The sequence below is a fragment of the Terrimonas ferruginea DSM 30193 genome (assembly GCF_000425585.1).
Lineage (GTDB): Bacteria > Bacteroidota > Bacteroidia > Chitinophagales > Chitinophagaceae > Terrimonas > Terrimonas ferruginea.
Map to the genome: position 1 here is coordinate 76,305 of NZ_KE384403.1, position 21,730 is coordinate 98,034.

24 protein-coding genes are annotated in these 21,730 nt (G+C 47.3%); 13 read left to right on the forward strand and 11 right to left on the reverse strand.

Going from position 1 to position 21,730, the window contains the following annotated elements:
* Window positions 1–954 precede the first annotated feature (954 nt).
* Both H608_RS0120530 and H608_RS0120535 read left to right on the forward strand, forming a co-directional pair.
* On the forward strand, window positions 955–1,260 hold the full coding sequence (locus H608_RS0120530; RefSeq protein ID WP_028789333.1) for a helix-turn-helix domain-containing protein: 306 nt from the start codon (window positions 955–957) through the stop codon (window positions 1,258–1,260).
* Window positions 1,253–2,500 (forward strand): type II toxin-antitoxin system HipA family toxin, encoded by a 1,248-nt coding sequence (locus H608_RS0120535; RefSeq protein WP_028789334.1) that lies wholly within the window; start codon window positions 1,253–1,255, stop codon window positions 2,498–2,500. The genes H608_RS0120530 and H608_RS0120535 overlap by 8 nt, the downstream gene beginning before the upstream one ends.
* Before the next feature lies 1 nt (window position 2,501).
* Here H608_RS0120535 and H608_RS0120540 read toward each other — a convergent pair whose 3' ends face one another.
* A complete protein-coding gene (locus H608_RS0120540) occupies window positions 2,502–4,133 on the reverse strand; it encodes a M28 family metallopeptidase (protein ID WP_028789335.1) in 1,632 nt (543 codons plus the stop codon).
* A gap of 185 nt (window positions 4,134–4,318) precedes the next feature.
* Between H608_RS0120540 and H608_RS23215 the strand changes: the two genes are divergently transcribed.
* Entirely contained in the window at window positions 4,319–5,035 is a 717-nt protein-coding gene (locus H608_RS23215; protein WP_155990280.1) for a CAAX protease, read from the forward strand.
* Here the strand turns inward: H608_RS23215 and H608_RS0120550 are convergent.
* Together H608_RS0120550 and H608_RS0120555 are read right to left on the reverse strand one after the other, a co-directional pair.
* Window positions 5,008–5,652 carry a carbonic anhydrase gene (locus H608_RS0120550; RefSeq protein WP_028789336.1) on the reverse strand — a complete coding sequence of 215 codons (645 nt, stop codon included), beginning with the start codon at window positions 5,650–5,652 and terminating at the stop codon, window positions 5,008–5,010. The genes H608_RS23215 and H608_RS0120550 overlap by 28 nt on opposite strands.
* Window positions 5,653–5,676: 24 nt before the next feature.
* On the reverse strand, window positions 5,677–6,114 hold the full coding sequence (locus tag H608_RS0120555) for a (4Fe-4S)-binding protein (RefSeq protein ID WP_028789337.1): 438 nt from the start codon (window positions 6,112–6,114) through the stop codon (window positions 5,677–5,679).
* Window positions 6,115–6,202: 88 nt separating this feature from the next.
* Here H608_RS0120555 and H608_RS0120560 point away from each other — a divergent pair, with 88 nt between their 5' ends.
* Both H608_RS0120560 and H608_RS0120565 read left to right on the forward strand, forming a co-directional pair.
* Window positions 6,203–7,798 carry a Na+/H+ antiporter gene (locus H608_RS0120560; RefSeq protein WP_028789338.1) on the forward strand — a complete coding sequence of 532 codons (1,596 nt, stop codon included), beginning with the start codon at window positions 6,203–6,205 and terminating at the stop codon, window positions 7,796–7,798.
* Between the two features lie 30 nt (window positions 7,799–7,828).
* Window positions 7,829–8,338 carry an asparaginase domain-containing protein gene (locus tag H608_RS0120565; protein WP_028789339.1) on the forward strand — a complete coding sequence of 170 codons (510 nt, stop codon included), beginning with the start codon at window positions 7,829–7,831 and terminating at the stop codon, window positions 8,336–8,338.
* A 22-nt stretch (window positions 8,339–8,360) separates the two neighbouring features.
* Here the strand turns inward: H608_RS0120565 and H608_RS0120570 are convergent, their stop codons facing one another.
* Together H608_RS0120570 and H608_RS0120575 are read right to left on the reverse strand one after the other, a co-directional pair.
* On the reverse strand, window positions 8,361–9,869 hold the full coding sequence (locus H608_RS0120570; RefSeq protein WP_028789340.1) for a trehalase family glycosidase: 1,509 nt from the start codon (window positions 9,867–9,869) through the stop codon (window positions 8,361–8,363).
* A 185-nt stretch (window positions 9,870–10,054) separates the two neighbouring features.
* Window positions 10,055–10,927: an OmpA family protein gene (locus tag H608_RS0120575; protein ID WP_028789341.1), complete on the reverse strand. Its 873-nt coding sequence runs from the start codon at window positions 10,925–10,927 to the stop codon at window positions 10,055–10,057.
* Between the two features lie 207 nt (window positions 10,928–11,134).
* Between H608_RS0120575 and H608_RS23220 the strand changes: the two genes are divergently transcribed.
* On the forward strand, window positions 11,135–12,421 hold the full coding sequence (locus H608_RS23220; RefSeq protein ID WP_038009282.1) for a TCR/Tet family MFS transporter: 1,287 nt from the start codon (window positions 11,135–11,137) through the stop codon (window positions 12,419–12,421).
* On the opposite strand, the gene H608_RS0120585 is transcribed toward H608_RS23220, so the two are convergent.
* Window positions 12,418–12,777 carry an arsenate reductase family protein gene (locus tag H608_RS0120585; RefSeq protein ID WP_028789342.1) on the reverse strand — a complete coding sequence of 120 codons (360 nt, stop codon included), beginning with the start codon at window positions 12,775–12,777 and terminating at the stop codon, window positions 12,418–12,420. The two genes, H608_RS23220 and H608_RS0120585, sit on opposite strands and share 4 nt — an antisense overlap.
* Before the next feature lie 145 nt (window positions 12,778–12,922).
* Here H608_RS0120585 and H608_RS0120590 point away from each other — a divergent pair, with 145 nt between their 5' ends.
* Complete coding sequence (locus H608_RS0120590) at window positions 12,923–13,519, forward strand: NifU family protein (RefSeq protein WP_028789343.1); 597 nt, start codon at window positions 12,923–12,925, stop codon at window positions 13,517–13,519.
* A 53-nt stretch (window positions 13,520–13,572) separates the two neighbouring features.
* Here H608_RS0120590 and H608_RS0120595 read toward each other — a convergent pair whose 3' ends face one another.
* Window positions 13,573–14,700, reverse strand: a complete 1,128-nt coding sequence (locus tag H608_RS0120595; protein WP_028789344.1) for a saccharopine dehydrogenase family protein — start codon at window positions 14,698–14,700, stop codon at window positions 13,573–13,575.
* A 49-nt stretch (window positions 14,701–14,749) separates the two neighbouring features.
* Window positions 14,750–15,049, reverse strand: coding sequence for a helix-turn-helix transcriptional regulator (locus H608_RS23225; protein ID WP_071836990.1), 300 nt, complete (start codon window positions 15,047–15,049; stop codon window positions 14,750–14,752).
* A gap of 202 nt (window positions 15,050–15,251) precedes the next feature.
* On the opposite strand from H608_RS23225, the gene H608_RS0120605 reads away from it, so the two are divergent.
* Window positions 15,252–15,524: an RNA polymerase sigma factor gene (locus tag H608_RS0120605; protein ID WP_028789345.1), complete on the forward strand. Its 273-nt coding sequence runs from the start codon at window positions 15,252–15,254 to the stop codon at window positions 15,522–15,524.
* 110 nt (window positions 15,525–15,634) lie between these two features.
* On the opposite strand, the gene H608_RS0120610 is transcribed toward H608_RS0120605, so the two are convergent.
* Window positions 15,635–16,396: a hypothetical protein gene (locus tag H608_RS0120610; RefSeq protein ID WP_155990281.1), complete on the reverse strand. Its 762-nt coding sequence runs from the start codon at window positions 16,394–16,396 to the stop codon at window positions 15,635–15,637.
* A gap of 182 nt (window positions 16,397–16,578) precedes the next feature.
* On the opposite strand from H608_RS0120610, the gene H608_RS0120615 reads away from it, so the two are divergent.
* The 4 genes from H608_RS0120615 (at window position 16,579) to H608_RS0120630 (ending at window position 18,957) form a co-directional block, all read left to right on the forward strand.
* Entirely contained in the window at window positions 16,579–17,100 is a 522-nt protein-coding gene (locus H608_RS0120615; RefSeq protein WP_028789347.1) for an SRPBCC family protein, read from the forward strand.
* 98 nt (window positions 17,101–17,198) lie between these two features.
* Window positions 17,199–17,801: a M23 family metallopeptidase gene (locus tag H608_RS23230; RefSeq protein WP_051268582.1), complete on the forward strand. Its 603-nt coding sequence runs from the start codon at window positions 17,199–17,201 to the stop codon at window positions 17,799–17,801.
* A complete protein-coding gene (gene pnuC / locus H608_RS0120625; protein WP_028789348.1) occupies window positions 17,802–18,422 on the forward strand; it encodes a nicotinamide riboside transporter PnuC in 621 nt (206 codons plus the stop codon). It begins immediately after the preceding gene.
* Window positions 18,415–18,957 (forward strand): AAA family ATPase, encoded by a 543-nt coding sequence (locus H608_RS0120630; RefSeq protein WP_038009283.1) that lies wholly within the window; start codon window positions 18,415–18,417, stop codon window positions 18,955–18,957. Before pnuC ends, H608_RS0120630 begins: the two co-directional genes overlap by 8 nt.
* On the opposite strand, the gene mtgA is transcribed toward H608_RS0120630, so the two are convergent.
* Both mtgA and H608_RS0120640 read right to left on the reverse strand, forming a co-directional pair.
* Window positions 18,939–19,685 (reverse strand): monofunctional biosynthetic peptidoglycan transglycosylase, encoded by a 747-nt coding sequence (gene mtgA / locus H608_RS23235; RefSeq protein ID WP_071836991.1) that lies wholly within the window; start codon window positions 19,683–19,685, stop codon window positions 18,939–18,941. The two genes, H608_RS0120630 and mtgA, sit on opposite strands and share 19 nt — an antisense overlap.
* A gap of 25 nt (window positions 19,686–19,710) precedes the next feature.
* A complete protein-coding gene (locus tag H608_RS0120640; RefSeq protein WP_028789350.1) occupies window positions 19,711–20,238 on the reverse strand; it encodes a hypothetical protein in 528 nt (175 codons plus the stop codon).
* A gap of 473 nt (window positions 20,239–20,711) precedes the next feature.
* On the opposite strand from H608_RS0120640, the gene H608_RS0120650 reads away from it, so the two are divergent.
* Window positions 20,712–21,730: DUF6443 domain-containing protein (locus H608_RS0120650; RefSeq protein ID WP_245565787.1), on the forward strand; the 1,019-nt coding region annotated here is incomplete at its 3' end.

A 21,730-nucleotide genomic window follows, 5' to 3' on the forward strand; every position in this document is an offset into this window, starting at 1 on the left:
GATAAATAAACCAGCCGTAAGTTGTTTACGGGCAGCGTTGTAAGTGTATTAATTTCGTATCAGCAACGGTGCAAAAAAAGATTCACATGGCAAGCAATCGTTGTGAAAGAGGCAAGACGTCAGAGGTCAAAAAGTTGAGAAAAGAAGTCCTCGAAAAAATCCGGGTAAAACCGGAACTCCAAGTTCTACTTTAAGATTTTTCATATGGCAAGCAATCGTTAGAGGTCAGTCCGTTTCTACGGAAGGGCCTTTTTTATTTCTAAGAGCGTCCTGCGAAAATAAGCGATATTCTATTTTGCCAGCCAATTTTTTCTTTTTTGCTTTTTCACGGATGTGGATATCACGCGGTTGTCAAAAGGCCCTCATTTTAATCGTCTTTCTGACACGAAAAAAACCGTTGGCCATCATACCGGTATTTGATGTAGATGCTTGCTGGTAAAGGGTTTGCGGGTAGTAAATGGCCATTAGGCATAAAGAAAAGCGGCCAAACTTGTCTTTCGGACTTCGTTTAGCCGCTGTAAATTTGGTGTACGGTTGAAGCAAAGAAAAAGGCAGCAATCGTTAAAGGCAAGGCAAGTGAGAATCGTCAGAGGTACAAGTGAAGCCGCGCCAGACAAGCTGGTAACAGCCAATAAGTTCTAATTTCGAAGATTTTTCATATGGCAAGCAATCGTTAGAGGTCAGTCCGTTTCTACGGAAGGGCCTTTTTTATTTTCCGGATTGCTAAAGTAAGGGTTATTTTATTTATATGTTAATTTTCTGATTATTTTTTAACAACTGCTGATTTGTAAGATATTATAACAAAAAAGGACGCTTGAAGCGTCCTTTTTTGTTGGTTGTCGGTTGTTTTCTGTTCGTTCTTTGTATCGATTGTTTTTCACTTTCATTCCTTTCTGTTGTTTTCTGTTGGTTATTTTCTACGTTTATGTTATTTTTGGTGGAAATAAACAACATTTGGGTACAAGAAAACAAATATTATTGCCGAGATTTCAGCAAATTCTGGAACGGATGGGTGAGAATATCAAGCTTGCTCGGAAACGCCGTAGGCTTACAACCATGCAGGTTGCGGAGCGGGCTGGAATAGACCGGTCAACCTTGTACCATATTGAAAAAGGCAATCCCAGTGTATCTTTTGGTGCCTACTTCAATGTGTTGCGTGTATTAGGGCTTCAGGATGATTTTTTACAGCTGGCCGCTGATGATGAATTTGGAAGAAAGCTGCAGGATTTGGAGTTGATTGGAAAGAAAGGAAATGACTGATAAAACCGATATATGGATTTACGCGGACTGGAAAGGTCTGAATACACCCAAATGCATCGGTATATTATCGGCACAGCAAGCGAAAGGTCGCAAAGCATTCAGCTTTGCGTATGATGAAAGCTGGATTTCATCACAAGAGCAACTGTTACTGGATCCGGATATTGCATGGTTTAAGGGACAACAATATCCAAACGGAAAAGAGAACTTCGGTGTTTTCCTTGACTCGATGCCTGATACATGGGGGCGTACATTAATGAAACGACGTGCTGCGATCAAGGCACGTAACGAAGGAAAAGCAGCAGCAGCAGTTTTATACGATATAGATTTTCTCCTTGGTGTCGATGATCGTAGTAGAATGGGAGCATTACGTTTTAAAACAGACCCTTCGGGGGATTTTCTTTCAAACGATTTCTCTTCAACTCCCCCGTGGTCTCATGTAAGAGAACTACAGCACGCGGCAGAATTGATTGAATCCGGAGATAACATACCAGAAATAAACAAATGGCTTGCTCTTCTGATCGCACCGGGTTCATCACTCGGCGGCGCGCGGCCGAAAGCAAATATTTTTGATGAACAAGGTCACCTTTGGATAGCAAAGTTCCCGTCCCGCAACGATAATATCGACAAAGGCGCATGGGAATATGTTGCATTCAGACTTGCTATCGATGCCGGCATTGAAATGACAGAAAGCCGTATTGAAAAGGTAACAGGGAGTTATCACACGTTTTTCACCAAACGTTTCGACAGAGATAAAAGTGACCGTATCCACTTTGCCTCAGCGATGACAATGACGGGAAAAAACGAAGAACTGATAAAAAATGTTCCTCCTTCCTATCTCGATATTGCGGAGTTTATTCAATTTTCAGGAACCCGCATCACGGAGGATCTTCATCAATTATGGCGAAGAATTGTTTTTAATATTCTCATCTCAAATACAGATGATCATCTGAGAAATCATGGTTTTATATTAGATCAAAGTGGTTGGCGTCTGTCACCGGCCTTTGATCTTAATCCTTCGACAGATAAAACTGGCCTTGCGTTGAATATCGACATGGATAATAACAGCCTTGATATCGAGCTTGCTAAAAGCGTCGGCGTTTATTTTAGATTAAACGAAAAAGAGATGAGCAATATCATTAATGAAGTACAGTCGGCTGTAGCAAACTGGCAACGTTTTGCCAAAGATGCCGGCATTTCCAGAAGCGAACAACTCTTAATGAGCTCAGCGTTCAGGATCTAATTCACTTCCCCTCCCTTATCTTTTTAAACTCCGATCCCTCTTTCCATCCTGGCCATTCATTACCATAACACAAACGCCGCCCCAACAGGAACATCAGTTTTAAGTCTTCGATGGCGCCATCCAGCACCCAGGTTTTAGGATCATATTCATCCGAGGGACGATGATAATGCTCTTTTCCATATGCATCACGGATGGTTCTGCCGTAGCTACTGTCCTTACCAATCACATTTACGCCGGAACCGGTGTACAAAGCCGGCACACCTTTTTTGGCGAAATTGAAATGGTCGGACCGGTAGTATGCGCCGCCCTCAGGCTTTTCTTCCCATGCAATCACGCGACCTTTTTTCTCCGCTTCCTCTTGCAGATAATCTTCCAGCTCATTTTGACCGCGGCCAACGACCGTAATATCTTTTGTGGCGCCATACCAGTTCAAGCCATCCATGTTGATAGCAGCAACCGTTTTATCCAAAGAAAATATCGGATTCGACGCATAGTAGGCCGATCCCCAGAGGCCTTGTTCCTCCGCCGTTACCGCAAGAAAAACGATGGTACGCTCCGGTGCTTTTTTTAAACTTTTGAATGCGCGGGCCAGCTCAATTAATCCTGCAGTACCGCTGGCATTATCGAGCGCGCCATTATATATGGAATCACCGGTTTCATCGGGTTTGCCTACACCAAGATGATCCCAGTGCGCAGAGTAGATAATCACTTCATCCGGCTTTTTACTACCAGTGATCTTACCAACCACATTGTGTGAAACGTTGTATTCTGCTTTTATTTTGATGCGCGCAGATAGTTTTACATCAAGTGGTTCCGGTTTAAAACCACGATGATCCGCAGAAGCCAGCATGCTGCTGTCTTTACCGGCGGCCTGCAGCAGTTTAACCGCAGCCGGTGTAGTAAGCCATCCGATCACATCGCAATAAGTGCCCGGTTGTTTACGGTCATCGAGGCGGAGACGTGAGCCGTTCCAGTTGTTTTGCACAACGGTAAACGGATAACTGGCAGCAGGTGTGTCGTGAATGATCAGGCAACCGCGGGCTCCTTGCCGCGCCGCTTCTTCGAATTTGTAGGTCCAGCGACCGTAATACGTCATGGCCTTTCCGCCAAACAGTTTGGCGTCGCCCTGCGGGTCGTTGACTTTTACCAGCACTACTTTTCCTTTCACATCCAAACCAGCATAGTCATTCCACTGATATTCCGGAGCTACTACACCATAACCCGCAAACACCACCTCTGTGTTGTCCAGTGATACTGCGGAGTCTGCTTTATCGGTCCAGATAACATAATCATCAAATCCTTCAAATGAAAAAGTTTCCTTCGCGCCTTTCACCAGCATTTGCGGGTCTGCCTGTGTGGTAATGCGCACCATCGGTACGTCTTGTACATAGCTATTGCCGTTGCCGGGTTCGAGACCGGCAGCTTTCATTTTTTCTTCCAGCCATGCAATAGTGCGCACTTCACCTTCGGTAAACGGTTTGCGGCCATAAAAAGAATCGGCAGATAATTGTGCGATATGTGTACCGAGACTGTCTTTGCTGAAAGCGGCTATTCCGTCATTTTCATCGGCCTTGTTGCCGCAGGCGGAAAGAATAACTGCTGCGGAGAGAGGGAGGAAGAGTTTTTTCATCATGAGCTGAAGTTATAAAAAATAAAAAGGCCTCACAAACGCGAGACCTTTTTAAAAACTTGCCTGAAAGCTTAATTAACCCGAAGTTAAACAGCGGCATATCAGGAATTCGATGTAAAAATACTAACTCTTCATGAGCTAATGACCAAGGTCAGCAATTTTTATCAGGATATTTTTACTGTGATTTTATGAGTATAATTCAAATGCCGAATCGCCTGTTTCATACCGCTGTATCTGCGCCGAGGTTCAATAAATATTTGAACGCCTGCAATAATAACAAAAGAAAAGCGCACAAACTTTACCGCGCTAATCTCGCGCTGTCTGAAAAGCTTTATTCTGTAATCGGCATTTTTGAAGTAATACTAAGAAACTCAATTGACCGGCACTTCAAAAATATTTATGGTGATACCTGGCTTGAAGATGCCGCTTCGCCGGGAGGCTATCTTGATATTTCTTCCGGTTGTGAAGGATCATTTCATTCAATACACGAGGCTATCCATAATTTAAGCTCAAAGTATACACATGACCGGCTGGTTGCCAAATTAAGTTTTGGTTTCTGGGTTTTTCAATTTGCTTCCAAGGACTATGCTGCCTCCGGCAGCAACTTGCTAAACATTTTTATCAACAGGCCATCAGGTATCCGGCAAAAAGATATATTCAAAAAACTGGTCAAGATCAAAGAACTGCGAAACAGGATCGCACATTATGAACCCATTTGTTTCAACAACAAAACAGGGGGTATCTCAACCGAACATACTTCCCAATGTTATCACACCATCATCCAACTGCTTGAATGGCTCGGATGCAATGCATCAAAAATCCTTTACGGCATTGATGGCGTTAAGAAAAAAACAGGTGAAATAGATGCGCTCCGCACTTACTCCTCAGAGCCAGTAAGGTTATAGATTTCCTGGATGCCGCGGAGAATTTCATCGAAGTCGAGGTTCAGGTCTTTTAATATACCTGTATGCAGATCAAAGACCCAACCGTGCACAACGGGAAATTTGTTTTTCACGTACGATTGCTGCACACTTGCGAGTTTGGTCACGTTGATGCATTGTTCCTGCACATTTAATTCCACCAGCCGCTCATATCGTTTGTCCTCATTGGTGATGGCATTGAGTTCGTCCTTATGCAGACGGTACACATCGCGGATATTACGAAGCCATGGATTCAGAATACCCATGTCTTTCGGAATCATGGCAGCGCGCACACCACCACAGTTGTAGTGACCGCAAACGATAATATGTTTCACCTTCAGGTGTACAACGGCGTAATTGATCACCGACATTACATTGAGATCCGTGGCGTTAACGAGATTAGCCACGTTGCGGTGAACGAATACTTCGCCCGGCTCAAGTCCCATGATTTCGTTTGCAGGCACACGGCTGTCGCTACAGCCGATATAGAGATAGTCGGGTTGCTGGTCCCTTGCCAGTTTGTCGAAGAAAGAAGCATCACCGGCTTTTTTTTCTTCTACCCATTTACGGTTGTTTTCAAAAAGTTGCTCGTAGGTAGCCATACCTTATTTTTTCAGGTGACCGGCCTAGCCGGAAAATTTTTCGGTAATATGTGATCCGTCGCAGTAGGGTTTGTTTTGAGAATAGCCGCAACGGCAGAATGCAGTAACGCGGAATTTCTTTTCTTCCTGCCCGTTTTTGTCTTTGACCGTGAGATTGCCGTAAACCATCAGCGGACCATCGGCCACCACTTCCACACGGGTTTCGGTGGTTACTTCTGCAGATGCATCCGTTTCATTATTATAATAAAAACTCAGCGCGCCGCTCGGGCATTTCTTTACCTGGTCCACGATACGCTCCGTACCGGCATTGTCCAGGATGATCCAGGGTTTGCGACGGGGGTCAAATACTTCCGGTAAACCGGTAGCGGCCTGCCAGCAAACTTTGGAGTGAATGCAGGCGGCTGGCTTCCACATTACGGTTACCTCACCATTGGTGTATTTCCTGGTTATTTCCTTATCCATAGCTCAAAAATTCATGCAAAAGTTACGAATTATTCCGAGGCCCGGCCAAGTTGCAACAATTGTCTGGCTTTTTGGTTATTTTTCTTCTATGATCCAGGAAAATCTGTTGCTGATCCTCTCACTGCTGTTCATTATTGCCATGCTCACCATGCTGAGCAACAGGCTACGCATTTCCTACCCGATTTTCCTGGTCATTGCCGGCCTTGGCATCAGCCTGATCCCCGGCACGCCACATATCAGTATTAGTCCCGATATTGTCTTTTTGTTATTTCTTCCACCCTTGTTATACTCTGCCGCCTGGAATACCGCATGGAAGGAGTTTTGGAAATACAAACGGCCGATCAGCATGCTCGCCTTCGGCCTGGTGATATTTACCTCCGCCACGGTGGCTATCCTGGCGCATGCCATCATTCCGGATTTCCCTCTTGCTCTCGGGTTTTTGCTTGGCGGCATCATTTCACCTCCGGATGCCATTGCTGCAACCTCTGTATTACAGGGACTAAAAGTGCCTAAACGGGTAACCACAATCCTGGAAGGGGAAAGCCTGGTGAATGACGCATCGAGTTTGATCGTTTTCCGTTTTGCATTGGCGGCTATCCTGACCAGCCAGTTTCACTTCTGGGATGCGACCAAAACGTTTTTTGTCGTTGGATTTATGGGCATTGCCGTAGGTATCGGTATTGCTATTGTCGTTTATATACTGCATCGTTTCTTCCCGACCACTGCGGTCATCGACGCGGCTATCACGCTCATCACGCCTTATATTATGTACATCACGGCGGAACATTTCCACTGGTCGGGTGTACTGGCTGTAGTGGCCGGCGGACTTTTTCTTTCTTATCGTTCGCAGGAAATATTTACCTATGAATCGAGGATGAGTATTCTCAGTCTTTGGGAAACGCTTACGTTCTTATTAAACGGGTTTGTTTTTATTTTGATCGGCCTCGAACTGCCGGTGATCACCGCCGGGCTCGAAGGTTATTCCGTTCCCGAAGCCATTACTTACGGTATCATCATCAGTATCGCCACCATATTAATCCGGATCATCTGGGTTTTTCCGGGCACTTATATTCCACGGATGTTGTTCAAAAAGATCCGGCAAACAGAACCTTACCCGGGCTGGAAGTCAGTTTTCCTCGTAGCCTGGAGCGGCATGCGGGGTGTCGTTTCCCTTGCCTCCGCATTGGCTATTCCGCTTGCTTTGCCCGGCGGCGAAAGCTTTCCGCACCGTAACCTCATTTTGTTCATCGCCTTTATTGTCATTCTTGTAACGCTGGTGCTACAAGGCTTGAGCCTTTCCCCGTTGATCCGTTGGCTGGGCATTGAGGTAGATGAAGAACCGGAAAAAGTACAACAACTGGCCATGCGCATCCGGCTGGCAGAATCGGTGCTCGCTTTTCTCGATACCAATTACGCCGATGAAACAAAAAATCACGAAACTTATAAACGCGTCCGCGACCGCTATGAAAGAATGATCGAAGTAGCCAAGAAGCGACTGGCCACGGAAGAGTCCGACGAAGAAAAAACCAATTTCCTTCCGCACTACCGCCAGATGCTGCTCGACATTGTAGACGTGCGCCGCCGCGAACTCAATCATTATCGCCACACCGGCGAATACAACGAAGAACTGATCCGCGAGCGCGAATGGGAACTGGACCTCGAAGAGGCGCGACTCCGGAATTAGGTAGTATCTTCGCAGGCAAAACAACAAGCCATGGCTATCCGCATTTTCATCACCGGGGGAACTTTCGACAAGGAGTACAATGAACTGAACGGCCAGTTGTTTTTTAAGGATACACACATGCACGATCTCCTGGAGCTTGGCCGCTGCCGCCTCGATGTGGAGATCAGAACCCTGATGATGATCGACAGCCTTGAAATGACTGATGAAGACCGCGACCTGATTGTGCATCAGTGCAACAATTGCGAAGAAGACCGCATCGTCATCACACACGGAACAGATACCATGGCCGATACGGCCCGCATTCTCGCCGAAAAAGTAACCGCCAGCAAAACCATCGTACTAACCGGCGCCATGATCCCCATCAAATTCGGTAGCTCCGACGGACTTTTCAATCTCGGTAGCGCACTGGCTTTTGTACAAACATTACCACCCGGTATTTATGTAGCCATGAACGGCCGCTATTTTAATTGGGATAATGTGCGCAAGAACAGACAGACAGGTGTGTTTGAGGAGGTAGAAGGTGCAGGGCGTAAGGTATAGGGTAAAACAGCCCATTGACGATTCACGATTGACCATTCACGCGCTTAAACGCAGCATACACCCCATTCGTCCAGCCGAAACCATCCTGGTTGGGGTACTCGCCGCCGCCGGCTAATAACGAAATATCCACCACATTATATTTCTCCATCATCTTGCCGGTTGTGGCAAATACGCGCTCCACATTCATCATCCAGTTGTGCCTGATCTTTTGCGCCAGCTTTTCATTTTTATACCGCATGGCTGCTTCGTAGCCGATCCATTGCAAAGGCGCCCAGCCATTGGGCGCATCCCACTGCTGGCCCGTTACATGCAGGCTGGTCAACAAACCGCCGGGTTGAAGAAATAAGTCTTCTATTTGTTCCAAAACCAACCCAGCCTGCTGCTGCCCGGCCAGTCCGCAGAACAGCGGATACGCCATCGCCATCGTCAGATAGTCTGACGGCTGTTGTTTGCGATGATCGTAATCTGTAAACGTTTGCTGTTGCGGGTGCCAGCAATATTTTTCGATAGCCGCTTTCCGCTGCGCTGCCTTTTCCCCGTAACTATTGGCTGTTTCCGGTTTACCGGTTATACGATACGCTTCTTCCAGTGTGCTTTCCAGGTACCAAAGCAAACTGTTCAGGTCAACGGGAATTAAATCGCAGGTATAAATCCGGTGCATCGTTTTTCCATCCCGGAGCCAGCGACCGGAAAAGTCCCAACCCGACTCACATGCCCCACGCAGATGCCGGTAATGATCCGATGGTTTAGCCGATGCTTCTTCATGCGAAGCAAGATCGGCCGCATATCCCTCCGCACGTGGCGTATTTTGTTCATCCCAATAACGGTTCAACAAAGCACCGTCGGGCATGCGTACGACCCGGCGTTTGACAGGTTCGTCTTCCGTCACCAATTGCGCGTCCTGCATCCAGAACTGGTACTCGAGGGTGAGTTCGGTGATGTATTTTACCAGTATTTCATCTCCTTTCAATGCCTGCAGCAACCGGATGATGTGCGCGAAAAACGGCGGTTGCGACCGCGTTAAAAAATAAGTACGGTTGCCATTGGGAATAAGCCCGAACCGGCGAAGCAGGAAGGCAAAATTGTCGGTCACGTCTTCGATGAACTGCGTTTCTCCGGCAGCGGCCAATCCAAGCATGGTGAAATACGTGTCCCAGTAAAATATTTCGCGGAAGCGCCCTCCGGGTACGATGAAATGGTACGGCAAGCCGATCAATGTTCCGGTGTTTTCTACCGGGGCGCGCGATAATATTTTCCAGAGATCGGCGATGTGCCCGTCGATGTTGCGTGCCATTGGCTGAGCGGGCTGCGGCACTACCCTGGGTAAATCAAAGTAGCGCATGACGAAGGTTTCAATTGTTCCGTCGGGTTGCCTTTTCCATTGCCGGTATTGTTCGAGTATCTCTGCTACCGGCAGTTTCGGTATACAATCGACAAATGTCTTCTGATCAGGAAAAACCCGCTGACACTGCACATCAGTGAACAATTCTTCCAGATCTTCCATGTATAGTAATCCTGCGTAGCGAATCATGTTTGTTTAATAGGTGCCTGATCTTTGATCAGGGTGAGTGGGCAACAGAACGGGCACCGATGTTTTTACTTATAACTTATTACCTATTACTTACAACTTAAAGCAACAATCAAACCAGCACAAAAAAAAGGACGCGCTGATGGCACGTCCTTCTACCGTTAGGGAACGGATCTTAATTATATTGATTACTTCTTCGTTTCGAGGAGTTTGAAGAACTGATCCAGCTGAGGAAGGATTACGATGCGTGTGCGGCGGTTGGCGGCACGTCCTTCTACGGTTGAGTTTTCGGCGATCGGTTTGTATTCACCGCGGCCGGCAGCAGCGATCTTCGCGGGATCCAGACCATATTCATCCTGCAGTACGCGTACAACAGAGGTAGCTCTTTTCACACTGAGGTCCCAGTTATCTTTCAACTGACCTGAACCACGGTAGGCTACGTTATCTGTATGGCCTTCCACCATGAACTCGATGTCGGGTTGATTTTTCAGAACGGTGGCTACTTTACCCAATACAACTTTGGCTTCTTTGGTGATATCGTATTTGGCAGAAGTGAAGAGCAGTTTATCAGAGATGTCGATGTACACAACTCCTTTGTCTACTTTAATATTGATGTCTTTGTCATCGAGATTACCGATGGCACCTTTCAGGTTCATCACGAGGGCCATGTTGAGTGAATCCTTGCGGGCCATCTGCTGTTGCAGCGTCTGGATATAATTGTCTTTGGCGCCGATATTTTCCATGGACTTGCGGATGCTTTCCGCTTGTGAAGCACTGATCACGGAAAGATCCTCCAGCTGTTTCAGCGCCTGTGTATTGTTCTGCTTCAGCAGATCGAGTTGTCTGTTAAGGTTAGCGAGTTCCGTTTCAAGCGCGGACTTCTGGCGGTTAAGTGCATCCTTTTCGTTATTACAATCGGTCAGATTGCTTTGCACGGTTGTGTACTGAGTTTGCAGGGCAGCGTAATCGGCCTGAGACTTCTTAAATTTTTTCTGACTTACGCAGGAGCCGAGCATTAAGACTCCTAAGGCAAGAGGGGCGAGCATTAGTTTACTCTTCATAAACTGTCATTTTTTGTGTGAAAATAAATACCCAGACTACTGATACTATTAGTCGTTTTTGACACGGGGGCCAAAGATAACCAACGCATTGCAGGGGTTTCTATAAACTATGTTAATAAATAGGGTTCCAAAAACATGCCTGTTTTCAAACGATAATTATCGTATCAGCTAAAAATTAATCACATTTGCAGCGCTCAACCTTTTTTTATGCGTAGTTCATCGCCCCGCCAGGCTGCTATCGGTTTTATTTTTATTACACTGCTGATCGATGTGATGGGATGGGGCTTGATCATTCCCGTGATGCCTGACCTTATTTCAGAATTGAAAGGCATTCCGATTAATGAGGCCGCCGCAGATGGTGCGTGGTTGCTGTCGGTATATGCATTGACGCAATTCGTTTTTGCGCCGGTGATCGGCAACCTGAGCGACCGCTACGGGCGCCGGCCGGTGCTGTTGTTTTCTTTGCTGGGATTCGGTATCGACTATATTATTCTGGCCCTGGCGCCGGTATACAGTTGGCTTTTTATCGGACGTGTGATAGCGGGCATAACCGGTGCAAGTTTTACCACGGCTTCGGCTTATATCGCCGACGTGAGTACGCCCGAAACAAGAGCGAAGAACTTTGGACTGATCGGCGCCGCTTTCGGACTGGGCTTCGTGATTGGTCCTGCTTTGGGCGGCTTGCTCGCAGGCTGGGGCATTCGCGCACCTTTCTATGCGGCTGCGGCTTTGTGTCTCATCAACTGTCTCTACGGTTTTTTTGTACTGCCGGAATCGCTTTCAAAAGAAAACCGCCGTGCTTTTTCCTGGAAACGCGCCAATCCATTGGGTTCGCTGAAATTTTTAAATAAACATCCGGAGATCGGCGGGCTTGCCATTTGCTTTTTTCTTATTTATCTCGGCGCACAATCCGTGCAGGGCAACTGGAGTTTCTTTACCATGCACCGTTTTCATTGGACGGAAAAAATGGTGGGCATCTCACTGGCCGTTGTAGGTGTGATGGTGGGGCTTGTACAGGCCGGCCTTACACGCGTGTTGAATCCAAAATTGGGAAACGAGAAGAGTATTTATCTCGGGCTTTCCTTATATACCCTGGGGCTTCTGTTGTTTGCATTCGCGACACAAAGCTGGATGATGTATGCGTTTCTCATTCCGTATTGCCTGGGGGGCATTGCGGGTCCCGCTTTGCAATCCATATTGGCCGGACATGTTACACCGAATGAACAAGGTGAACTGCAGGGAGCCTTAACGAGCCTGATGAGCCTGACAACGATCATCGGTCCGCCGATCATGAATAATCTTTTTACGTTCTTTACGCGCAGCAATGCTCCCTTCTATTTTCCCGGAATACACTTTGCGCTCGGCGCGATCTGCATGTTGGCGAGCGTGATATTGGCCAACTATGTTTTAACACGGGAGAAAAAAGAAAAGCCCGAGCTGCTTTCGATTATTGAAGGAAGTGCGACGCCGGCCGACCAGGCTCCCGTTCATTAAAGCTGCGCAACGGCTTCTTTCAAAGCGGCCACGTTCTTTTTATCGTTGCCGATAAAAATCTGTTTGTCTAAAATGACTACGGGTCTTTTGAGAAACGTGTATTCCTGCAGGATCAGGTCGCGGTAGTCTTTTTCGGATAGTTTTTTGTCTTTCAGGCCCATTTCTTTGTATTTAAGCGCGCGGCGGCTGAACAGGGATTCGTAGCTGCCGGACATTTCCTTCATTTTGTCCAGTTGGGCCGGGGTGATCGCCTGGGTCTTGATATCCTGGTCTTCGATGCCGGCTTTGTCGATACCGGTTTCTTTTATAATGGCCTGGCAGGTAGTGCAATTGGCCAGATGGTAGATTTTTTTCATGTCCGAAAGGAAATTTATCCGGCGTCAAAGATCAGGTTTTTGCGGCCAAATGCGACCACCGGGGGTTTTTTCCCGAAAAGCGCTGGCCCCGCGGCTCAACCTTTACGATCAATTATTGTTAACTTTGCAGCATAAACCGTGAATTATGATCAAGACAGGCAATCCCGTTATCAGTATCTATACAGAAATGACGCCCAATCCCGAGACCATGAAGTTTGTGGCCAACAAGCTCTTGTTTCCCGGCAAGAGTGCGGATTTCCCGGATATTGAGAGCGCCAAACCTTCACCGCTGGCGACCGAACTGTTTGGTTTCCCTTTCATCCGCGCGGTGTTCATCGCGAGCAACTTTGTAACGCTGACCAAAACAGCCGATACAGAGTGGACCGATGTGATTCCTTCCATCCGTCAATTCCTGAAGGATTACCTGGAAGAAGGCAAACCTGTGGTGAACGAAGAAGAGCTGGCCGTGCAGAAACCTGTTAGCAGCAACGAAGTAAGCGCCGACGATGATGATGTGGTAAAACGCATCAAAGAATTGCTCGATAACTATGTTCGTCCTGCGGTGGAAATGGACGGTGGAGCGATCCAGTTTAAAAGTTATTCCGAAGGTACCGTTAACCTGGCGATGCAGGGAAGCTGCTCCGGTTGTCCTTCCAGCATGATCACGCTGAAAGCGGGTATTGAAGGAATGATGAAACGCATGATACCCGAAGTACAGGAAGTAGTAGCCGAAGCTGAATAAGCGGAAGCGATAAAAAAATAAAAAAGTCCCTCGCCTTGGCGGGGACTTTTCGTTTACACACCTACCGGCCGCATGGTCTTACGCCAATGCACGCCACGTTCGCCGAGATAATGCAATACAAAATCAAAACAGGTTTTATCACGCCCCACCAGCTCCGGCGGGTAAACACCTTTCTCAGTAAATAAACCGTTGGCAATAAGATTGACGGCGGCGGTGCAGGTATAACCTGTGGAGCGCGCCATCGACGATGTATGAGAAGCTTCATCGTATTTATCCAGTAATTCATAGATCACGGTCTGGCTCTCGCTTTTCACCATCACTTTCATCACGGTCAGTTCCTGCTCGCCGGGCTGCAGTTTCCATTGATCAATTAGAAAAGCGGCGCTGAAATCGAGCGGACGAATCTTCTGCCCGGAAACTTTTACGGCATCGGTATTGAAAAAACCGGCGGTTTGCAAAGCCACTATGAGATCGATATGACCGGGATAACGCAATGTTTTTTCCTTCATATCGGGAATGTGCTTCATCGTGAACAACAACGAACGCAAACCATCCGTGTTAAACGCTTCCAGTTCTCCTACGCCATCGAAGGATAATAGTTCCCGTTCGCTGAGAGCGGGGCGCACGACGATCTCTCCGTTCTCTACCAGGCGTGCAGGCCTCGTGTATTCTTCTATTACATCGATGGGAGAAAACGGTGCTTTATACAAAAACGGCGGTTGCGGATGCTGCGGCAGACCGCCTACATAGATGAGTGCTTCTTTTATGGCCATCTCTTCGTTGTAGCGGCCGATGATGAAGTTGTTCATGCCCGGCGCCACGCCGCAATCAGTGATCACCGTTACGCCCTGCTCACGCGCGAGTGCGTCGAGTGCCAATACATCTTCGGGGAAAAAGGAAATGTCTACAATGTTTTTTCCGGCACGGATAGCAGCCTCCAGCACGGCATAACCCATGAAGCCCGGTACCGCGGTTACCACTAATTCATAGGGCGCGAGTAAGGTAGCGTAGTGTGTATAATCGTTTAAATCAGCCTGGCGTATTTCTACATCAGGCGAACTTTGTTTGAGTTGTTCGAGATTGGGTTGGCTGATATCGAAGGAGGTAACAGTATGCTGGCTGGCAAGATCGGCGGCAATGGCGCGGCCTACCATGCCGGCACCGAGAACGGCTATTTTCATTTGTAAAAAATGGTTTGGCTAAAAATACAGGCTTCCGCGCAACGATGAATTATTTACGGCTTTTCTTTTTAGGAGCTGCTTTTTTCTTACGGGGCTTTTTGAAAACCGGTTCATCTTCTGCAGCAATACTTCTTTCATCCCAGTGTGTAGGCAAGAGAAGAAGCCGGACATTTATCTGGAGAAATTCAGCAATCTGGTAAAGCTCGGGAAAACGAGGTTGGTTTTTATTCGTGCACCAATCAGATACGGTGGTTGGATGAACGCCCATAAAATCGGCGAGTTGTCTGTTCGTCTTTCCCGCATCTGCTAGCGCGGCTTTTATCCTGTTATATTTCGTTATTTCCTCCATGCTATTATTGTCCCCGCTCAAATATAAATTCTCTCAAACAATTGATTGACAGTATATTATATTCTATATGGGTATATAATTAGTCTTTTAAACGATTATTACCGTCTAATGGAGTTTTTTTTGAATAAATTTGAGCAGATAGCAAAACCGGCTATTTGACGGGGGGAGACGTCTATTTTGAATTACAAATAGTGTCCCGTTTATGAATCCTATTCACAACATGAGCAGCTTTGCTCAATACACCAGCGAACTGCACCAGCCTTTGTACCGTTTCGGCCGCATTCTTACCAAGACACCAGAAGCCGCCGACAAGTTAACGCATGAAGTACTGGAAGAACTCTGGGAAAAACGCGAAGAATTAACCACGGAAAAAGAAGTGCGCCGCTTTGTAACAGAACGGATGTTCCGGCGATCCCAAAGCTGGATTCACGACCAGGTATTAAAGCTCGTAACGAAGATGCCATCTAACAATTGATCATACCCTCCGCTTAAACGCGGAGGTTTTTATTTTCCCCAAAAAAATCCGGGACCACGTTTTTCAACACGATCCCGGCTTAGATGGAACGGCTCATATAAGGGGAATACTCAACTCATTTTTGGTGCACCAAAGCTCACAGGGCGTCCGCTGATCAGCGACACATCACCTTTTTCATTCATCACCTGGAAGTATACGGTGTAAGAACTATTTGGTGCAAAACTGAAAGCACCGCTGCACATGCCGTGTCCGATTTTAATTTTTCCATCTTCCACGGGCAGGTACCAGGTAGTTTCTTTACCGGTAGCTTTATCTGCCACCACCGTTTTCACCAGGTATTCACCTTCGCATTTTATACCGGCACTAAAATTTACATACATCGCGGGGCCGCAACCAAACATCGTATATTCTTCACCCGTTTTCACCGGTATAGAAGTAAACTCCGGTTTGGCGTAGGTCTTTTCTTCTTTCGTTACGGTCCAGGTGACGGCGGTCCATTTATTATCCTGGTAGCGGCGCAGCCTTGTTTCCGCCTCTTTCTGTTTCATGCCATCGATATGGAGTTTATAGGTCACGCCTTTTTTCAACGGGCGTTCGGGGCGTAGCAGCGCCTGCGTAAGACCGTATTGTCCTTCGTTTGTTTCCTGCACGATCAGTTTGATGCGTTCCTTGCCGGCCACGAGCCAGGCGTTATGTTTGCCGGAAAGATCGCGTATCGTTTGCTGATCGCTGGCAAAACCATCAATCACAATGATGGGATTGGAAGAGATCATATTTCCCGAAGGGAAAAAATAAAGCCCGCTGCTGGTACACTTTGCCCACAGGCTCATACTCATCAAACCTGCTGCTATCAATAGAAAAACTTTTTTCATCTTGTTTGCTTTTTTACAGGATGTAACCGGCGCCTCTTTTACATAACGATGTCACTGCTTTTTTTCGTGTATCTTTCTGTTTAAGTGTACGTTAACAAAACCGGTGATGCCGCTCCCACACCAAACTTGTTTCCTAACGCCCACTGCCTTAACTTATCTGTTCATTTTTAAAGCCCCCGGCCATGATCGTCGTTTATATTATAATCGGATTAATAGCACTGCTGCTGATCATTGCAACGGTATTACCCTCTTCCTACAACATTGAAAGAAACACGGTTATTACCTGTCCCGTCGATTTTGTCAAGAACAAAATCAGTGACCTTAATCATTACAGCGAATGGAATCCGTGGCAGCAGTCCGATCCCAAAGCCACTAAAACCATCACCGGCACGCCTTCACAACCCGGCCACCGCTACGAATGGAACGGACCCAAGGTGGGCAATGGTCACCTCACCCTTACCTCGCTCGACGAAAGACATGTGCATTTCAAATTGCAATTCATCAAACCATTCGCTTCCATTGCCAACGACAACTGGCTCTTCGAACCCTGGCACGATACCAATACCAAAGTCACCTGGCAGAACAATGGCAAATTTGCCTGGCCTGTTGCCCGCCTCATGGGACCTTTTATCATGAAACACATGGGACAGCAATTCGAAAAAGGGCTGAATAATCTCAAAAAAATGTGCGAAGAGGGTTCCTGATAAACTTTCCGTGAAATTTTTCTTAAGAATCCGCTTCATTGCCGGTCTACAGCCCCTTTTGCCGGGATTTTTGTCCGATTATTGGGATATTTGAAAAGATGAAATGGCTCTTATTCCTTCTACTACCGGCTTTATTCATTGGTTGTGCAGTTAGCAAAAATCCTGAGCGCAGCACCTTCCGCGGCCTGCAAAAAGGCAGGATCAAAGACGACACCAGTTATATCTATTCGCTTCCGTTTGCGCCCGGCAAGCGCTACCGTGTGATACAAGGCTATTTTTCCTCCATGACGCACAAGGAACGTGCGGCCATCGATTTCAATATGAAAGGCGCGAAAATACACGCGGCAAGAGGCGGCATCGTGGTGCGCGTAAAAGAAGATGGTACACGCGGCGGCATGAACAGCAAGTATCGCCTCGATGGCAACATGATCATCATTCAACACAATGACAGTACGCGCGCAGGCTATTGGCACCTGGCACCCAATGGCGCTTATGTAAATGTGGGCGACACTGTTCAGCAGGGCCAACTTATCGGGCTCAGCGGCAACACCGGTTATACGTCCATGCCGCATTTGCATTTCCTGGTATGGAAGCGCACAGCTGACGGACAATGGCACCAGATCGGTACGCGGTTTCGCACAAACAAAGGCATTACTTACCTTCGGCCTTTCCAGCGTTACCGTAATCCAGAAAAGAAGTAAGTGAGTTTTTCCGAGATATTAGATCAGTTCGTCAGCCAGCTCCGCGAGACAACTCCTTTAGAGTTCGTGGGTGTTATTGCCGGCATTGTGAGTGTATGGTTCAGCCGCAAAGAACATATTCTTGTTTATCCCACCGGCCTCATCAACACCATGATCTATGTTTACCTCAGTTTCAAATTCCACCTCATTGGCGAGGCAACCGTAAACATTTATTACACGATCATGAGTTTATACGGCTGGTTTCTCTGGTCGCGGAGAAATGAACAGCACGAACATATGCTGCGTGTCACCTTTTCCAGCCGCAGCATGGTGATTAAACAGTTAGCCTTTTTTATCGCGCTGTATGCCGCACTTTATTTTGCATTAACCTCGTTGAAAAATAATTTCTTCGACGGCGTTATTCCCTGGGGCGACGGCTTTGCAACGGCCTCGGCCTTCACCGGCATGTGGCTGATGGCGCGCAAAAAAGTAGAGAGCTGGTATTGGTGGATTGTTACCAACATCGCTTCCATCCCTTTGTATTTTGTAAAAGGGCTCGTGTTCACCAGCGTTTATTATGTGGTGTTATTAGCCATGGCTTTCTGGGGATTAAATGAATGGAGGAAAAGAGCCCATGCTTAAAAAGATCGTCATCATAGGGCCCGAGAGCACCGGCAAAAGCACACTCAGCGCGCAGCTCGCTACTTATTACGGCACTTCCTGGTGCCCGGAGTTTGCGCGGGAATATTTGTTGAAAAATGGTCCGCAGTATACATACGAAGATCTTCTTCCGATTGCCAAAGGACAACTCGCACTCGAAGATCAGTTTGCACAAACACAATTAAACAGCGCTAAACCCAACGGTCCGCTCTTTATCGATACCGATATGTATGTGATGAAAGTGTGGGGCGAGTTTGTTTTCGATCGGTGCCACAAGTTTATTCTCGACCAGATCGCTGCCCGCCACTACGATGGTTACCTGCTTTGCGATATCGACCTGCCCTGGGAACCGGATCAGTTGCGCGAACACCCCGACCTCGCTTCCCGTCAGCGCCTGTTCAATATTTATAAAGATTTACTGGTAAATCAATCTACGCCCTGGGAAGAGATCGGCGGAAATTATGAAGATCGCCTGGCCGCTGCCATCAGGGCAACGGATCATTTTTTGGCGGGTTGAGTCTTGGGCTCTTCTTTCTTTTTTACTTCCAGCCCTATTATTTCTTTTATATCCGGATCGGGAAATAAGAACGCCATCTGTTGCGCAATCTTTGTTGCGCGGCCGCTCACATAGGGTGAGGGTGGTTTTACTTTGTATCGTTTCGGGCTCGGCAAGCAAGCCGCTACCAGTGCCGCTTCCCGCCGGTTGAGATCCTTTGCCGGTTTGCCGAAATAAGATTGTGCGGCCGCTTCAATACCGAATATGCCATCGCCCATTTCCGATACATTCAGGTATACTTCGAGAATTCTTTCCTTACTCCAGAATGTTTCGATCATGAAGGTGAAGTAAGCTTCCAGTCCTTTGCGGAAATACCCGCCTCCCTGCCACAGGAATACATTTTTTGCCACCTGCTGGCTGATGGTACTTCCTCCGCGCTGACGGCCCGGCTTCTTTTCGTTATACTTCATCGCCTTTTCAATGCTCTTCCAATCAAAGCCCCGGTGATCGGCGAACAATTGATCTTCGGAGGCTATCACGGCCAGCTTTGCTTCAAAGGAAATATTGTTGCGGCTTACATAATCGCGTTTCATGCCATGGCCCGTCACCCAGCTCACAAATTGTGTAACGGTAATCGGCGGATTGACCCACCTAAGCAGGATGATGTAAACGAATTGCGCGATGAAGAGTATGAGCAGGATCCGTTTTGTCCATCTCCATATTTTGGAAAATACTCCGACTGTTGCCATGCGCTGCAATATTAGACTTTCCGGTTTAAAATCCCTTGCGGCCGGGCATATGAAAATCGAGAACCTGTATCCTGAATTTTTTGCCCATCCGGAATTTTTTACGTCGCACGGCATTGAAGAGTCCGCGGCCGCCCCATTGTGTGAGCAGGGATCCATAGCCCATGGCAAATCCGGTGATCAGCGCTTCGTCACGTTTTTCCTGGCCGTTCAGCATCAGTCCGCCCGCCACCATAGCGGAGCCTGCCGTGATCAGTCCCAGTGTTTTAATGTCAACGGGAAATTTATTTTTCCGGCGGGGAATTAATACAGCTTTCACGTCCCTGGCCGGAACCGGTTTACCAAATAGATAGATGGTGTCATTGTAGAGTAGGGTGATCATGCCCGCATGAATGGAATCGTTGCGCATTTCCACCATGATATAATCTCCTTCGGAATAAGTTCTTTTTTTCTTTATTCCTTTTTTGATAAACAAATAGCTGGGAGTAGGGGAATATTGAGCCGACAGCCCGGTGAGGGAAAAAAGGGCAATGGTTAAAATAAGCAGCGGGCGCATGGCCCAAACTTACGAATCAATCCAGCAGTTTTTTGTTAAAAAAAGAGATTAATCTTTCAGAAGAGTTTAAGGTGAGATTGGCAGAATTGGGTATGTCTAAAAGCAAGACTATTGCTTTGTTAGGTATAAAGAAACAACATTCGAAGAAATAATAGCAGTACCCCAATCAATGTGCTGGATGTTTCTGGAAAGCGATGTTCAGGAAGCTATTCCTTCGATGTTAAAAATCAACCGGGAACAGATGTTTGAGTCATTTCCCAAAGCGGAAAAGTCGTCCTTAACTGCTATACTCTTAGACTCGAAAGCCTGACTATAATCGATTTTAAAGATCCCAAAACTATGATATCGAGCATTAAGAAAAAGAAGCTTATTAATTTTGTGGGTTTTTGCCGACGTTTGCCCCAAGAATAATAAATTAATGTGCGGTGATGAAACCAATTACCGCACATGTTGTCCAAACCAACCACCATCGTATGCCGAAGCGTCACCTGTTGCTGCATTTACTGCCGTGTCGTGCAGTAAATATTTTTTTCCTTTCTATTTTAGTTGGATCAACCGTACGTGCGCAGGCCCCGGCCGTCTATCCCGCGGGTTCGAAGATCAACTGGGTACGCACCTGGGATGCGGTAGGACCGGAGACGAACCCCGACAACCTGATCACACGCCCGTTGACCGATGTGCGCATGGCCACGCAATACATGGATGGCGTAGGCAGACCGGTGCAGACGGTGATCAAACAAGGGTCATTAATTACAGGCGGCACGGCCACTGACTTAACCAGTACGGTGGTGTATGATGAACTCGGCCGCGAGCAGTATCAGTTTTTACCCGCTCCTGCTAATACAACCAACGGGAATACAAGTGTAACCGATGGTTTGTTTAAACGCAACCCGTTTGAACAACAAAATGCCTTTTATAGCAGTAGCAATGCCGCGCTGAACCCGGTTGCGGGACAAGGCGAGACCTATTACTATGGCAAGACGGAATTTGAAGCCTCACCGCTGAGTCGTCCGTTGAAAGGCATGTCCCCGGGTAATAGCTGGGTGGGAGCGGCAAGAGGTGTGCAAACTTCTTACGTGCACAATACGGCTACCGACGCGGTAAGGATCTGGAACCTGACATCGGTGAGTGGCGATTTTGCCGGTTATACAACACCCGGTATCTATCCCGAAGGAGAACTCTATAAAACGATCACGACCGACGAACATGGTAAACAAGTGATCGAGTACAAGGACAAGGACGGGGTAGTGGTGTTGAAGAAAGTACAACTGACGGCCACGGCAGACAATGGAACCGGCAGCGGGCATACCGGCTGGCTCTGTACTTATTATATCTACGACAAGCAAAATCGTTTAACCGGTGTGATCCAGCCACAGGGTTTTATCGACCTGGTGGCCAACAGCCTCACGTTTACCAGTATTATTTTGGAAGAACAGACCTTCCGCTACGCGTATGATGAGCGCGGCAGAATGATCGCCAAGCAAGTGCCCGG